Origin of the sequence: Pantoea sp. X85, from assembly GCF_029623675.1 — a bacterium.
In the GTDB taxonomy this organism is placed as follows: Bacteria; Pseudomonadota; Gammaproteobacteria; order Enterobacterales; family Enterobacteriaceae; genus Pantoea; species Pantoea leporis.
In genome coordinates, this window is sequence record NZ_CP121108.1 from 3,903,319 (window position 1) to 3,918,218 (window position 14,900).

At 54.8% G+C, this 14,900-nt stretch carries 15 protein-coding genes; 9 read left to right on the top strand and 6 right to left on the bottom strand.

Features of this window, described 5'->3' with window-relative positions; genetic code table 11:
- Positions 1-100: 100 nt before the first annotated feature.
- The gene (gene pitA, locus P6287_RS18195; RefSeq protein WP_137386695.1) at positions 101-1,600 is read left to right on the top strand and encodes an inorganic phosphate transporter PitA; all 1,500 of its coding nucleotides are present in this window, start codon (positions 101-103) and stop codon (positions 1,598-1,600) included.
- 69 nt (positions 1,601-1,669) lie between these two features.
- Here pitA and uspB read toward each other — a convergent pair whose 3' ends face one another.
- Entirely contained in the window at positions 1,670-2,005 is a 336-nt protein-coding gene (uspB, locus tag P6287_RS18200; protein ID WP_008108136.1) for a universal stress protein UspB, read from the bottom strand.
- Between the two features lie 418 nt (positions 2,006-2,423).
- Between uspB and uspA the strand changes: the two genes are divergently transcribed.
- A complete protein-coding gene (gene uspA, locus P6287_RS18205) occupies positions 2,424-2,861 on the top strand; it encodes a universal stress protein UspA (RefSeq protein WP_007889892.1) in 438 nt (145 codons plus the stop codon).
- A gap of 66 nt (positions 2,862-2,927) precedes the next feature.
- On the opposite strand, the gene rsmJ is transcribed toward uspA, so the two are convergent.
- The 3 genes from rsmJ to P6287_RS18220 all read right to left on the bottom strand — a co-directional run bounded on the left by rsmJ (position 2,928) and on the right by P6287_RS18220 (position 6,496).
- Positions 2,928-3,677, bottom strand: a complete 750-nt coding sequence (gene rsmJ, locus P6287_RS18210) for a 16S rRNA (guanine(1516)-N(2))-methyltransferase RsmJ (RefSeq protein ID WP_110867661.1) — start codon at positions 3,675-3,677, stop codon at positions 2,928-2,930.
- A gap of 8 nt (positions 3,678-3,685) precedes the next feature.
- Positions 3,686-5,728 carry an oligopeptidase A gene (gene prlC, locus P6287_RS18215; protein WP_271461174.1) on the bottom strand — a complete coding sequence of 681 codons (2,043 nt, stop codon included), beginning with the start codon at positions 5,726-5,728 and terminating at the stop codon, positions 3,686-3,688.
- Positions 5,729-6,046: 318 nt separating this feature from the next.
- Positions 6,047-6,496: a hypothetical protein gene (locus P6287_RS18220; RefSeq protein ID WP_233501792.1), complete on the bottom strand. Its 450-nt coding sequence runs from the start codon at positions 6,494-6,496 to the stop codon at positions 6,047-6,049.
- A gap of 329 nt (positions 6,497-6,825) precedes the next feature.
- Between P6287_RS18220 and P6287_RS18225 the strand changes: the two genes are divergently transcribed.
- Positions 6,826-7,668, top strand: a complete 843-nt coding sequence (locus tag P6287_RS18225) for a 23S rRNA (adenine(2030)-N(6))-methyltransferase RlmJ (RefSeq protein WP_277974199.1) — start codon at positions 6,826-6,828, stop codon at positions 7,666-7,668.
- 40 nt (positions 7,669-7,708) lie between these two features.
- Positions 7,709-8,521 carry a CPBP family intramembrane glutamic endopeptidase gene (locus P6287_RS18230; RefSeq protein ID WP_277974200.1) on the top strand — a complete coding sequence of 271 codons (813 nt, stop codon included), beginning with the start codon at positions 7,709-7,711 and terminating at the stop codon, positions 8,519-8,521.
- On the opposite strand, the gene rnz is transcribed toward P6287_RS18230, so the two are convergent.
- Positions 8,518-9,429: a ribonuclease Z gene (gene rnz, locus P6287_RS18235; protein ID WP_277974201.1), complete on the bottom strand. Its 912-nt coding sequence runs from the start codon at positions 9,427-9,429 to the stop codon at positions 8,518-8,520. The genes P6287_RS18230 and rnz overlap by 4 nt on opposite strands.
- Before the next feature lie 126 nt (positions 9,430-9,555).
- Here rnz and gorA point away from each other — a divergent pair, with 126 nt between their 5' ends.
- The 4 genes from gorA (at position 9,556) to P6287_RS18255 (ending at position 12,957) form a co-directional block, all read left to right on the top strand.
- A complete protein-coding gene (gene gorA / locus P6287_RS18240) occupies positions 9,556-10,908 on the top strand; it encodes a glutathione-disulfide reductase (protein WP_210081399.1) in 1,353 nt (450 codons plus the stop codon).
- Between the two features lie 221 nt (positions 10,909-11,129).
- Complete coding sequence (locus P6287_RS18245) at positions 11,130-12,062, top strand: nucleoside recognition domain-containing protein (protein WP_277974202.1); 933 nt, start codon at positions 11,130-11,132, stop codon at positions 12,060-12,062.
- Between the two features lie 163 nt (positions 12,063-12,225).
- Positions 12,226-12,501, top strand: a complete 276-nt coding sequence (locus P6287_RS18250) for a hypothetical protein (RefSeq protein WP_101762732.1) — start codon at positions 12,226-12,228, stop codon at positions 12,499-12,501.
- Between the two features lie 87 nt (positions 12,502-12,588).
- Complete coding sequence (locus P6287_RS18255; protein ID WP_277974203.1) at positions 12,589-12,957, top strand: helix-turn-helix transcriptional regulator; 369 nt, start codon at positions 12,589-12,591, stop codon at positions 12,955-12,957.
- Between the two features lie 75 nt (positions 12,958-13,032).
- Here the strand turns inward: P6287_RS18255 and P6287_RS18260 are convergent, their stop codons facing one another.
- Positions 13,033-13,854 carry an SDR family oxidoreductase gene (locus P6287_RS18260; RefSeq protein WP_277974204.1) on the bottom strand — a complete coding sequence of 274 codons (822 nt, stop codon included), beginning with the start codon at positions 13,852-13,854 and terminating at the stop codon, positions 13,033-13,035.
- A 95-nt stretch (positions 13,855-13,949) separates the two neighbouring features.
- Here P6287_RS18260 and P6287_RS18265 point away from each other — a divergent pair, with 95 nt between their 5' ends.
- A complete protein-coding gene (locus P6287_RS18265; RefSeq protein ID WP_277974205.1) occupies positions 13,950-14,852 on the top strand; it encodes a LysR family transcriptional regulator in 903 nt (300 codons plus the stop codon).
- Positions 14,853-14,900: the final 48 nt, after the last annotated feature.

Sequence of the window (14,900 nt, forward strand, 5' to 3'; positions counted from 1 at the left end):
CAATTTTAAGACAATAAAGAGCTATATTTTTCTTTCATATCGCGCACGTTGTCGCAGATAATGCGCCGCGTTCATGTCCTCCCAAAATGGCGTAACGTTTATGCTACATCTGTTTGCTGGTCTCGACCTCAGTACCAGCCTGTTACTGATTCTTGCTCTGCTGTTTGTATTGTTTTACGAAGCAATCAACGGTTTTCACGACACTGCTAACGCGGTCGCGACTGTCATTTATACCCGTGCGATGCGGGCGCAACTGGCGGTTGTCATGGCGGGTGTTTTCAACTTCTTAGGTGTTTTGCTTGGTGGATTGAGCGTGGCGTATGCCATCGTTCACATGCTTCCGACCGATTTACTGTTGAATGTCGGTTCGGCTCACGGACTCGCCATGGTCTTCTCCATGCTGCTGGCCGCGATTATCTGGAACCTTGGCACCTGGTATTTGGGTTTGCCGGCGTCCAGTTCTCACACATTGATTGGCGCCATCATCGGTATTGGTCTCACCAACGCCCTGATGACCGGCACCTCGGTGGTTGACGCGCTCAACCTGCCGAAAGTCATCAATATCTTCATGTCCCTGATTCTTTCGCCGATTGTAGGTCTGGTGATTGCAGGCGGTCTGATCTTTATCCTGCGTCGCTACTGGAGCGGAACCACCAAGCGTTCACGCATCCACATGACGCCTGCTGACCGTGAAAAGATTGATGGCAAGAAAAAGCCCCCGTTCTGGACGCGCATTGCCCTGATCGTTTCTGCGATTGGCGTGAGCTACTCACACGGCGCTAACGATGGTCAGAAAGGCATTGGCCTGATTATGCTGGTGCTGATAGGCGTTGCGCCGGCTGGTTTTGTAGTGAACCTGAATGCGTCGGGTTATGACATCACCCGCACGCGCGATGCCGTAAACCATCTGGAGCAGTATTATCAGCAGCACAACGAATCACTGACGCACATGGTGCAGATGGCGCCGCCTGTGGTGCCAACGCCAGATGAATCGCTTGGCGGTCCGCAGGAGTTCCATTGCGACAGCAGCCGTGCGCTGCAGGCTATCGATCGTGCGCAGCTGCTGCTGAACAATCTGCAGAGCTACGATCAGCTGACGGTTGATCAACGCAGCCAGATGCGTCGCCTGCTGCTGTGCGTTTCCGATACCGTAGATAAAGTGGCCAAGCTGCCGGAAACCAGCGCGGACGATAAGCGCTTCCTCAACAAGCTGAAAAGCGATTTGCTGGGCACCGTTGAGTACGCACCGATCTGGATTATTGTGGCTGTGGCGCTGGCGCTGGGCATCGGCACCATGATTGGCTGGCGTCGTGTTGCCACCACCATTGGTGAGAAAATCGGTAAGAAAGGCATGACGTATGCGCAAGGGATGTCGGCGCAGGTGACGGCCGCAGTATCGATTGGCGTGGCCAGTTACACCGGTATGCCCGTTTCTACCACGCACATTCTGTCGTCGTCGGTAGCCGGTACTATGCTGGTCGATGGCGGAGGATTGCAGAGTCGCACCATCAAAAATATCGCTATGGCGTGGGTGTTCACCTTGCCGGTGTGTATTTTGCTGTCGGGTTCGCTCTACTGGATTGCACTGAAACTGATCTAAGCAAAGCGCAGAAATATTCGAGGGCGACGCGATGTCGCCCTTTTTTATTGCCCTTTTTTATTGCCCTTTTTATTGCCAGATCGCCATCGCAATCAAACTCACCACCACCAAAAAGCAGAGCCCGCTGGTCAACACAAACTGCCCGCGCACGCGCTCACAGCGGCGAATGAACTCGTCGTCATGATGATCGTGATAGCGCTTCTCCCAGATATAGCGCACCAGCCGCACCTGCTTACTCGGCTGCCCGTGCGACGTGAAGAAACCCGCGCCATCCACGTATTGATATAACAGCGGATCGCAACCGCGCAAAACGGCTAAAAGTGAGCGCAAAGAAGAGAAATAGCGCGCCATATTCACCAGACAAACCACACACAGAGCCCAAAAAAGCGCGATAGTGCTGATCATGTTCCCCTCCCGGCTGGAGCCGCAACGACGTCGAACGCAGCGGGGAATTGCTGTAGACGCCGCACGGGAAATAAACCAGCCATTGAATGATGTCGATTGCATTGTTGTTATGCGAACCTGAGTGCGCAACGCATACGGCAGTGGCACTTATTTTCAGTGTAGGAGATCTGTTGAATTTTTTTCCAGCGATGATTTTCGTTCAGGGCGAGTGAAAAAGCCGATAACGCTTGATCTTCCTCACAAGCGAACTTGCGCTTGCAGCATTTGTTAACAACTCTGGCTATACTCAGGACATAACAAAAACCGCCTGCAAGGCTGAAATAGTTGGTTGGTGGCGCTTCATCGCCGTCTCGCGCAAAGGAATCGCCGACCGTGAAAGCAGGAAGATTGCCCCGAATCTTGAGAAAGGAGTTTTATCATGGCTTATAAACACATCCTGATTGCAGTAGACCTTTCCCCGGAAAGCCAGTTGCTGGTTGATAAAGCCGTTTCGCTGGCCCGTCCTTATGATGCAAAAATCTCGCTGATCCACGTTGATGTGAACTATTCAGACCTCTACACCGGGCTGATTGATGTCAATCTGGGCGACATGCAGAAGCGTATTTCTGAAGAGACGCACACCGCGCTGAAAGAGCTGTCAATTAACGCCGGTTATCCGATCAGTGAAACCCTGAGCGGCAGCGGCGATCTTGGCCAGGTGCTGGTGGATGCGATTAAGAAATATGATGTGGATTTGGTGGTGTGTGGTCACCATCAGGACTTCTGGAGCAAGCTGATGTCATCGGCGCGCCAGTTGATTAACACCGTGCATATCGACATGTTGATTGTGCCGCTGCGCGACGAAGACGAAGAATAAAAATCAGGCCGGGTTACCGGCCTGATTTTTTGTAGCGGCGCAATGTATTGCGCATTGTTTGCGTTATTACCCCTGCGGCGGATAAATATCAAAACGATGGCTTTTGGTCACCACCGCATCCTGCGTCACCACGCCCGCTAACGGCGGCGCGTAATCCGGACGCTTCACCACAATGCGCTTCTTCGCCAGACGGCGCGCCGGTTCCAGCAACGCATCAGCATCATCATCCGCACCGACCAACGACTGAAACACCCGCATCTCTTTCTTCACCATCGCGCTTTTCTGGCGATGCGGATACATCGGATCGAGATAGACCACATCCGGCGCAGGCGTGATATCGCTCAGCGCTTGCTGGCTAACAGCGTGCAGCAACGTCAGCCGATCGCGCAGCCAGCCGCCAATCTCCGCATCCTGATAACCGCGACGCAAACCATCGTCCAGCAAGGCCGCCACCACCGGATGGCGCTCCAGCATGCGCACGCGACAGCCCAGCGCCGCCAGCACAAACGCATCGCGCCCCAAACCGGCCGTTGCATCAACCACGTCTGGCAGATAACCGCTTTTGATGCCGACCGCTTTTGCCACCGCTTCGCCGCGACCGCCGCCAAACTTACGCCGATGCGCCATCGCGCCCGAGACGAAATCCACGAAGATGCCGCCGAGTTTCGGCTCATCCAGTTTACGCAACTCAAGATGCTCAGCGGTTAACACCAGCGCCATCGTCGCTTGTTCGTCCTGCTGCAAACCCCAGCGCTCGGCTAAATGTAATAAGGCGCCGTCTCCGGCGCCCGTTTCATCGATTAAACCAATTTTCACAAGCCGGCTTATCCCTGAATTCCGTAGTGTTCCAGCATCGCATCGAGCTGCGGTTCACGACCACGGAAGCGTTTGAACAGCTCCATGGGCTCTTCGGAACCGCCACGCGTCAGGATGTTGTCGAGGAACGACTGACCAGTCTGACGGTTGAAAATGCCCTCTTCTTCGAAGCGCGAATAGGCATCGGCAGCCAACACGTCGGCCCACAGATAGCTGTAGTAACCGGCCGCATATCCGCCAGCAAAGACGTGGCTGAAGGCGTGGGGGAAACGGCCCCATTCCGGGCTTGGCACCACGGCAACCTGCTTCTTCACTTCACGCAGGGTTTCGAGGATGCGCGCACCTTGGGCGGGATCGAACTCGGTATGCAGACGGAAATCGAACAGGCCGAACTCCAGCTGACGCAGAATAAATAGCGCCGCCTGATAATTTTTTGCCGCCAGCATTTTATCCAGCAGTTCCTTCGGCAGCGGTTCACCGGTTTCGTAGTGGCCGGAGATAAACGCCAGCGCTTCCGGCTCCCAGCACCAGTTTTCCATAAACTGGCTCGGGAGCTCGACGGCATCCCACGGCACACCGCTGATGCCAGACACGCCCGGAGTTTCGATGCGCGTCAGCATATGATGCAGACCGTGACCGAATTCATGGAACAGCGTGATCACTTCATCGTGCGTGAACAGCGCCGGTTTGCCCTGCAGCGGACGGTTAAAGTTACAGGTGAGATAGGCCACCGGCTTCTGCAGGCTGCCGTCGGCTTTACGCATCTGGCCGACGCAATCGTCCATCCACGCACCGCCACGCTTGTTTTCACGTGCGTAGAGATCGAGGTAGAAGCTGCCGCGCAGTTCACCGCTTTCGTCGAACAGGTCGAAGAAGCGCACGTCTGGATGGTAAACATCGACGTCTTTACGCTCTTTAGCGGTGATGCCGTAAATGCGTTTAACCACTTCGAACAAACCACTCACCGCGCGCGCTTCCGGGAAGTACGGACGCAGCTGCTCGTCGCTGATGGTGTAGAGATGCTGTTTCTGTTTCTCGCCGTAATACGTCAGATCCCACGGATTCATCTCGTCGACGCCGTACTCTTTCTTCGCGAAGGCGCGCAGCTGAGCCAGCTCTTTTTCACCCTGCGGACGGGCGCGTTTCGCCAGATCGGTCAGGAAGTCGATGACCTGCGCCGGATTTTCCGCCATTTTGGTTGCCAGCGATTTGTCGGCGTAAGAATCGAAGCCCAGCAGCTGAGCCAGTTCATGACGCAGCGCCAGCTCTTCCGCCATCACCGGACCGTTGTCCCATTTGCCAGCATTCGGGCCCTGTTCGGAAGCACGCGTTGAATACGCGCGGTACAGCTCTTCACGCAGCGCAGCGTTGTCGCAGTAAGTCATGACCGGCAGATAGCTTGGGATATCCAGCGTCAGCAGCCAGCCTTGTTGCTCTTTGGCTTCGGCCTGCGCTTTGGCGGCGGCCAGCGCGCTTTCCGGCATACCCGCCAGCTCCGCTTCATCGGTCACTAGCTTGCTCCAGCCCATGGTGGCGTCGAGCACGTTGTTGCTGTAGGTCGAACCCAGTTCAGAAAGACGTGCCGCGATTTCGCCGTAGCGCTTTTGCTTCTCTTTATCGAGGCCGATACCGGACAGCTCGAAATCACGCAGGCTGTTATCCACCGCTTTCTTCTGCGCGGTATCCAGCGCCGCATAGCTATCGCCCTCTTTCAGGTTGCGATAGGCCTGATACAAACCTTCATTCTGGCCGACCCAGGTGCTGTATTCGGACAGCAGCGGCAGCGTTTGCTCGTAAGCTTCGCGCAGTTCCGGGCTGTTTTTCACCGAGTTCAGATGGCTGACCGGCGAGAACAGGCGACCTAAGCGATCGTCAACTTCAGCCAGCGGCTGCACCAGATTTTCCCAGGTGTAAGGCGCGCCTTGCGCCACAACGCGCTCCACCGCTGCGCGGCAGTCGTTCAGCGCTTCGGTAACCGCAGGAACCACATGTTCAGGTTTGATAGCAGAAAACGGGGGCAGCGAAAAAGGCGTGAGTAACGGATTGGTCATAAGCGCAGTCCTTTCATGATGAAGTAGTGGCGCGAATGCTCGCGCGACGCATTTTACTAACATGCGGCTTGATGACAGGAAAATCAATGCCACTGAGCCCGGACCCACGAAGAAAAGGCTGCGCTAAGACTCAGGCGGAGAGTAAAAACACGGTAATAATCCAGCATCACGGCCGATGACGTTGTCTCATCACATTTTCCTGTCACGGCTTAAAAGGCAACAAAGGCTTCAGCGCTATTGGTTTAATAGTGCTGAAGCCCATGCAAAGCGGGAATTATCGTACGGCAGCTTAATGCTCAGGGGGTTAAATACAGATGTTTAACCGGCCTGACGAATAATCAGCTGTGACAGACGTGTCTTAATACGGAAGCACAATTCACGAATCTGGAATTGATAACGCGGCATCACTAAGTCGTTAATATCCGCGCCAATGGAATCTTTAATTTGCAGGTATTTATTGGTCTGGGCACCGATTTTCTGGAATTCGGCCTGATAGCTGTCAAATGACGCCTGGCTATACAGACGCATCGCGTCGAGCTCTTTACGGCACTGCTGAATATTGCTGGAACGGTCGTCACTGAGTGAAGCCGTCGCGGGTTGCGCCGGCGCTGAAGCCACAAATGGCGTACCTTGCTGCTCTGGCGCGGTTTGCGCGGCGGATTGTTCGTCCGCAGTCGGCGGCGTTACTAAACTATGAACGGGTTGTTGTTTCGCGCAGCCAGTCAGTACCAACAGGCTTGCCACCGCGACACCAGTCATTTTTTTCATTATTGTCACCAGGAGTTGTTTGAGATGCTTTTAGCAAAAAATTATACGGTCTTCACCGGAAAGTTTCCTGCCAGAACCACCTGGCATTTCGCTCATGACCGCTTCGTTATCGGAAACTAACTTACTTAATCCGCGATGAAATTTCGAGTATCACGTCATTTCGTAGCAAATTACCGACAAGAAGTCTGATCGCAACCGGCTATAGCGGCGCATTGGCGCAAAACTTAAGCGGCAGCCAAAACGTCAGCAATTTTTATGCAGCGCGGCTATAATCGCGCCACACACGATGTTTTCACTCCCTTTGATGCAACCGCGGACCCCCTTTTTTTATGCTGAGTTATCGCCACAGTTTTCATGCCGGCAACCATGCCGACGTGCTGAAACACACCGTTGAAAGCCTGATCCTCACCGCTCTGATGGAGAAGGAAAAACCTTTCCTCTATCTGGATACCCACGCCGGTGCCGGACGTTACCTGCTGAGCGGAGAGCACGCCGAGCGTACCGGTGAATATCTGGAAGGCATTGGCCGCATCTGGCAGCAGCCGGATGTGCCGGAGTTGCTCAAGCCGTATCTCTCGGCGGTGCGTAATCTCAATCCGCACGGCACCTTAAAGTACTATCCTGGTTCGCCGTTGATTGCCCGCTTCCTGCTGCGTGAAGAGGACAAAATGGAGCTGACAGAGCTGCACTCCAGCGATTACCCGCTGCTGCGCACCGAATTCAGCAAAGATTCACGTGCGCGCGTGGCGCGTGGTGATGGCTACCAACAGCTGAAAGCCAAGCTGCCGCCGCTGAGCCGTCGCGGCCTGATTCTGATCGATCCGCCATATGAGTTGAAAAGCGATTATCAGGATGTGGTGAAAGGCATTCAGGAAGGTCACAAGCGTTTCGCCACCGGCGTGTTTGCGCTGTGGTATCCAGTGGTGATGCGTCAGCAGATAAAACACATGATTAAAGATTTGCAGGCCACTAATATCCGCAACATTCTGCAGATTGAACTGGCGGTGCGTCCAGACAGCGATCAGCGCGGCATGACGGCTTCCGGCATGATCGTGATTAACCCGCCGTGGAAGCTGAAAGCGCAGATGGAAGAGCTGCTGCCGTGGCTGCATCAGAAGCTGGTGCCCGCCGGAACCGGTCACTTCAGCGTCACGCAGATCGTGCCAGAGTAAGTTCGCCTTACCGCGTCGCCAGCCTATCAGGACTATTATCATGTGGATCATTCTGGCTGGCGCGCTTGCTATGCTGTCGCCCGCCAAACGTTTTTCGGTACTGCTGCTCACGCTCGCCACCATTCTTGGGCTGTTCGAGGATGTGCTGGATTGGCCAGCGATGCTGCTGCTCGGCGCCATTGCCGTCATCGCCTGGATTCGCGTGGAAAATAACGCGCGCTGGATTCAGTGGGTGAGTGAAGCCGCGCTGGTTGCCATTGCCATCGGCCTGTTTGTACACTTTTTCCCGGGCTTCAAAAATCCGCGCCAGGTGGAAGATGTGCAGGCCGGGCCGCTCAGCCTGCCCTTTAGTTTCTCGTACAACTTCGATAAAGCGCTGATTCCGTTTGTGCTGCTCATCTGCTTGCCGCAGCTGTTCCGCACCCAATCCGCGCCGCCGCGACTTAAAATTTTGTGGCTGGCGCTGCTGGCGGCGATTCCGCTGCTGTTGTATGTCGCGGTGCAGTTGGGTGGCCTGGCCGTTGAACCCCACTGGCCGGAATGGTTGGGCCGTTTTATGCTGGCGAACCTGTTCTTCGTGTCACTTGCAGAAGAAGCGTTCTTTCGTGGCTATCTGCAACAGCGTCTGCGCCAGCACATTGGTGCCGTGGCGGCATTGCTGTTGACGTCGCTGCTGTTTGGTCTGGCGCATTTCCCTGGCGGACCGCTGCTGATGATCTTCGCCACGCTCGCCGGATTGATTTACGGCCTGGCGTGGCAGTGGAGCGGACGCCTGTGGGTCGCCACCGGCATCCATTTCCTGTTCAACATGACGCATCTGCTGTTCTTCACCTATCCGGCGCTACAGCACTAAACCTCGAACACCGCGAAATCATGTGCCAGCTCGGTCGCCGCAAACACCGACTGGCACTCCGCCAACAGTTTTTCCCGATCCTTCGATAAATAGCGCGAGCTGAAATGCGTGGCGATCATGCGCTTCGCCCCCGACTGTTTCGCTACTTCCGCAGCCTGAATGGTGGTTGAGTGGCCGCGTCCATTGGCTTTCTCCTGCAGCGCCGCCTCCAGCGTGGTTTCATGCACCATCACATCGGCATTCGCGGCCAGCTGGAGCGCCACGTCGGTGGGCGCGGTATCACCAAATATCGCCAGCACTTTGCCTTTGGTTGCCGGGCCAAGATAATTCGCGCCGTTGATCTCGCGACCATCTTCCAGCTGGATACGCTTACCCGCTTTCAAATCCTGATACCACGGCCCGCGCGGTACACCTTCGGCTTTCAGGCGCGGCGCATCAAGGAAGCCTGGTTTATCGTGCTGCTCGATGCGATAGCCATAACACTCAATCACATGATTCATCGGCCAGGCCGTCACGCGCACTTCGCCGTCATCCAGCACTAAACCGGCTTCGATCTCGATAATCTCCAGCGGATAAGAGGTGTACGAGCCACTCAAACTGAGCGCCGTCTCGATAAACTGGCGAATACCTTTCGGCCCGTAAATGGTCATCGGTTCGGGGATGCCGGCCATGGAGCGGCTAGTGAGCAAGCCCGGCAGCCCAAAGATGTGGTCGCCGTGCAGATGGGTGATAAAGATTTTCTCCAGCTTGCCCGGCTTCAGCGCGGAGCGCATATATTGATGCTGCGTCGCCTCGCCGCAGTCAAACAGCCAGGTGTCGCCACGTTTCGATAGCGTCAGCGCTATCGCCGTGACGTTACGTTGCAGGCTGGGCGCACCGCCGCCGGTGCCGAGGAATGTCAGTTGCATGCTATGCTTCCCTGTAATCGGACATAAAAATCAATGCTATTACAATCATAGGTGCAATCTTTGCGTCAATAATCGTCATAGCGTTAAACTCTATGCCAATTTTCTTCCAACAGACGGACATAACGGATGACCAGACATTTTGACTACCTCGCCATCGGCGGCGGCAGCGGCGGTATCGCCTCGATTAACCGTGCCGCGATGCACGGCCAGAAGTGCGCGCTGATTGAAGCCAAAGAGCTGGGCGGCACCTGTGTCAACGTCGGCTGCGTACCGAAAAAGGTCATGTGGCATGCGGCACAAATCGCTGAAGCTATTCATCTTTATGGGCCAGATTATGGCTTTGATACCACGGTAAACCGGTTTGACTGGTCAATTCTGGTGAAAAACCGCAGCGCCTACATCGACCGCATTCACAGCTCGTACGACAACGTGCTGGGTAAAAACAAGGTTGAGGTGATCAAAGGTTTCGCGCGCTTTATCGATGCCAACACCGTGGAAGTGAACGGTGAAACACTCACTGCCGATCATATTCTGATCGCCACCGGCGGGCGTCCAAGCCATCCAAACGTGCCGGGCGCGGAATACGGTATCGATTCTGACGGTTTCTTCGAACTCGATGCGCTGCCAAAACGCGTGGCGGTCGTGGGCGCGGGTTACATCGCGGTTGAGCTGGCGGGCGTGGTCAATGCGCTGGGTGCGGAAACCCATCTCTTCGTGCGTAAGCATGCGCCACTGCGCAGCTTCGATCCGCTGATCGTCGATACGCTGGTTGAAGTGATGCAGGCCGAAGGCCCAACGCTGCACACCGAATCGATTCCAAAAGCCGTGATTAAAAACGCCGACGGCAGCCTGACGCTGCAGCTGGAAAGTGGCCACGAGCAAACCGTGGATTGCCTGGTGTGGGCGATTGGCCGTGAGCCGGCGACCGACAACCTCAACCTGGCAGCAACCGGCGTGGCGCTGAACGACAAAGGTTACATCAAGGTCGATAAGTTCCAGAACACCAGCGTGAAAGGCATCTACGCGGTGGGCGACAACACCGGCGCGGTGGAACTGACGCCGGTGGCCGTGGCGGCAGGTCGTCGTCTCTCCGAGCGCCTGTTCAACAACAAACCGGACGAGCATCTGGATTACAGCAACGTGCCGACCGTGGTGTTCAGCCATCCGCCGATTGGCACCGTGGGCCTGACCGAACCGCAGGCGCGCGAACAGTACGGCGACGATCAGGTGAAAGTGTATAAATCTTCTTTCACCGCGATGTATACCGCCGTTACCCAGCATCGCCAGCCGTGCCGTATGAAGCTGGTGTGCGTTGGCCCGGAAGAGAAGATTGTCGGCATTCACGGTATCGGTAACGGTATGGATGAGATGCTGCAAGGCTTCGCGGTGGCGCTGAAAATGGGCGCGACCAAGCAAGACTTCGATAACACCGTAGCGATTCACCCAACAGCGGCGGAAGAGTTTGTGACGATGCGTTAATATTTCCCGCCGGAATTGAAAAACCAGCCATTTATTCATGGCTGGTTTTTTTATGGCTGCAATTTATATACCTTTTTCTTCACTACTCAATAATCCACGCACAGGATAAGATTTATTTCTTTGCTGCAGGGTGCGCATTAATGCGCACCGCAAACTTCATGGCATTGCCAGCTTATTTATTTTTACGGGGAGAACGGTGTGAACAAAGGTCGGAATCGGGCATGAATATTATTGATATCATTATGTCCGCAGGCAAAGCCTCGGTAGACGTGGCGCTCTACACGTTGATTCCGATTATGGTGGTGATGTTATTCATCATGAAATATCTGGAGGTCAAAGGCGTACTGGATTTTGTTGTACGTCATGCCACACCGTTATTAAAACCCTTCGGTATTACCGGTCTGGCATTTTTTGCCATGATTCAACTTAATTTCGTCAGCTTCGCGGCCCCGCTGGCGGCGCTGGCCATCATGGAAAAGCGCGGTACATCCGATCGTCATATGGCGGCTACGCTGGCGATGCTGTTTGCGATGGGCCAGGCCAGCACCTTTTATCCCCTGATTCCGGCGGGATTACACTGGAGCACAGCGCTAATTATTTCGATCTGCGGCGGTGTATTAGCGGCGGCGGCAACCTATCACCTGTTTGGCCGCAAACTTTCCGATGCGGTGCTATTAAATGAAGATGAGGCTGTTACCAACAGCGAAAATAAAATGGGGCTGATTGGCATCATTAATAGCGCCGGATCCGATGCGATTCGTCTGGCGCTGGGTTCGCTGCCGATGCTGATTATTTCATTATCGGTGGTTGGCATGTTGAAAGAAGCGGGCGGGATTGAAATGCTGACGCGTCTGGTGTCGCCACTGCTGGATAAGCTGAATATTTCCGAAGTCTATATTCTTCCGGCGCTGACCAAATGTCTGGCGGGCGGCACCGCCTATTACGGCGTGGTGGCGGGATTGGTGGAGAAAGGATTATACAGCGCGCACAACATCAACGCCTCGGCGGGACTACTGATTCAGACCTTTGACCTGCCCGGCATCGGGATTTACCTTGGCCTGTTGAGCCGATTCCCGCGCCTGTTCCGCTTTGCCGTGCCTGGCATTCTACTCGGTATTGCGCTGCGTGCGACGGTGCACGCCATTCTATTCTGATGATGGCTCAAAAGCGTTGATGATGGATAGCCGCCAAACCCTCTGCTTTGTGATTATATAGAACTAAAACACAGTAAAAATCTATATACATTGCAGATATAGAAAAGAATATCTATAATATCTAAATCCAGTGAGGAGTGTTTGTAACAAGTGAGGTAAGGGAATGCCAGAGCTACATTGGCGCAAAGCTGCTCTGAAGCAGATGCGAGCCATTGCAGACGCTAACGAAAGGAAGAAGCTGAATGAGCAAGTGAATGAGTTAAAAAAGTTTCCGCTTGTTCCGCCCAATCTGGATGTTAAGTCTTTGAAAAATGGTCAGGCTGACTATCGGCTTAGATGGGGAAATTATCGTGTTTTGTTCGACTACAACAAAGGCGAGGAACCGAAAATCATCGCTATTCAGCAGGTAATGAGACGTACCAGCGGAACATATAAATAATCAAGGTAGAGATTTGCTGCCTTAATTCACAGATTCTCATCTCGCTTCAAAGAAACTGATAACGTTGAATACTGGAACATAAATCCCATGATCGAATTCATTACTGACAGTGCTGGCAACCGCAAAGCGGCAATTGTTCCCATCGAGCTGTTCGAAAAAATGACTCAACATGCTGATTTCGCTGAACTATGGGAATCAATCCCTTACGAATCCGGTATTAATGATAACGCCTTGATTCCTAATGACGTCGTAGACATCGCCCTTAATAAGGGTGTCACCCTTCATGCCGCATGGCGTATTTATCGTAAGCTGACTCAAAAGCAGGTTGCTGAAGCGCTTGGCATCACGCAAGCGTCTGTCTCCGCCATGGAAAAAAGCGAAAAACCGCGTGATTTTAATCTCGCCAAGCTCGCTGAGCTTTACGAGTGCATGCCAGAACAACTTACCGATGATTAAACAAAAAGCCGGTCTTCCCGGCTTTTTTGTGCCACGCGTTCTGCATGGCACTCGCGTGATTTTTAAATTATACGATTACACATCCGCGCCGAATGCCACATCGCGTTGCCCGCGCAGCTCCGCCAACCGCCCTTCCAGCGCCGCTTCGATGTTCTGATACGCCGTACTGCCAAGCGCTAAACGCAGCGGCATGCTGGCCTGATCCAGCGTGGCGATCATCGCCGTAACGCATTTCCCGGCATCGCCAGCAATGGTGAAATCGCCTGAAAGAATTGCCTGGCGCAGCTGGCCCGCAGCGTTTTCACGATAAACTTCTAGCGCATCTGCCACGTCCAGCCCCGCGCCAAAATGGGTTGCGGTGGGGCCCGGTTCCACCAGTAGGAAATCGATACCGAAACTGGCGACTTCCTGGCGCACCGCCTCGACAAATCCTTCAATCCCCCATTTCGTGGCGTGATACAGGCTGAAATTGGGATAAGCGACCTGGCCGCCTTCCGAGGAAACCTGTGCGATGCGCCCGCCGCCTTGCTGGCGCAGGAACGGGATCACCGCACGAATCAGCTGGATTGAGCCGGTAAGATTGGTGGCGATCTGCCGATCAATCTGCGCATCGCTCAACTCTTCAGCTGCGCCGAACAGGCCGTAAGCGGCATTGCTCACCACCACATCAATGCGATCGATGGCGGCAAAGGCGCGTTCAATGGTGGGCGCGATGCTGGCGGTGTGCGCCAGATCGAGCGTAATAACCTGCAGCCGTTCACCATAGGTTTGCTGCAGATCGGCCATCACCTGTTCACGCCGCACCGTCGCTACTACGCGATCGCCACGCGCCAGTAAACGTTCACTCATCAATCGGCCCAGCCCGCTGCTGGCGCCGGTAATCAACCAGGTTTTCATCTTGTGCTCCTCATATTGAAAACCTGATGGTAGATCGCTTTACTGGTGGAGATAATCCACCTAATCGCGCATGACCCGGTGAGGAAAAGCCACCAATGAGACGTCCTTCCTGGCACGAACTGCAGGCCATCAAAACGCTGGGCGAGCAGCGCAGCTTTCGTCGTGCCGCTGAAATGCTCGGCCTCAAGCGCTCGTCACTCAGCCATCTGGTGAAAACGCTGGAGCACAATCTGGGCGTACAGCTGTTTCAACGCACCACACGTAGCGTGTCGCTCACCGATGCCGGGCAGCAACTGCTGGATCGACTCTCGCCGCTGCTGAACCAGATGGATGATGTGCTGCACGACATCTCCACCAGCCGCCATCAGCATTACGGCACGCTGCGTATCAGCGCCAGCGATGCCGCGATCGCTTTGCTGCTGGAGCACGTGGTGGCGGACTTTAGCGCGCGCTATCCCGATATCCAGCTCGATTTCGCCGCGCAAGGTGCGTTGGTGGATATCACCGCCGCCGGTTTTGATGCCGGCATTCGGCTGATTGAGGATGTGCCGCAGGATATGGTGGCCGTTCCGCTTGGCGGCCCGCTGACGTTTGTCACCGTCGCCGCGCCCGCTTATCTGGCGAGAAACGCGGCGGTTAATCATCCGCGCGATCTGCTACAGCAACAGTGCATTCGCCAGCGCTTACCGAGCGGAAAACGTTATCAGTGGGAATATGCGCAGGCGGAAGAAAAGCAGGAGATTGACGTGCCAGGCACGCTGACTTTGGACAGCAACGCGCTGATGGCGCAGGCCGCTCTCGCCGGTTTAGGCATTGCTTATGTGCCGTCGCTGTATGTCGAGAAAGAGATGCGCAGCGGCCAGTTGGTGGAGCTGCTGGCCGATTGGCGGGTGCAATCGGCGGGGATTGCGCTGTGGTTCCCACCCAACCGGCATCAATCCATGGCGCTGCGGCTGTTTATCGATGCGCTGAAAATCAGCCTGCCGCGTCATGCGTGAGGCGAGCAGCACGGCTTTTGTCTTAAAACCTGTAGCAATGGCGTTGAT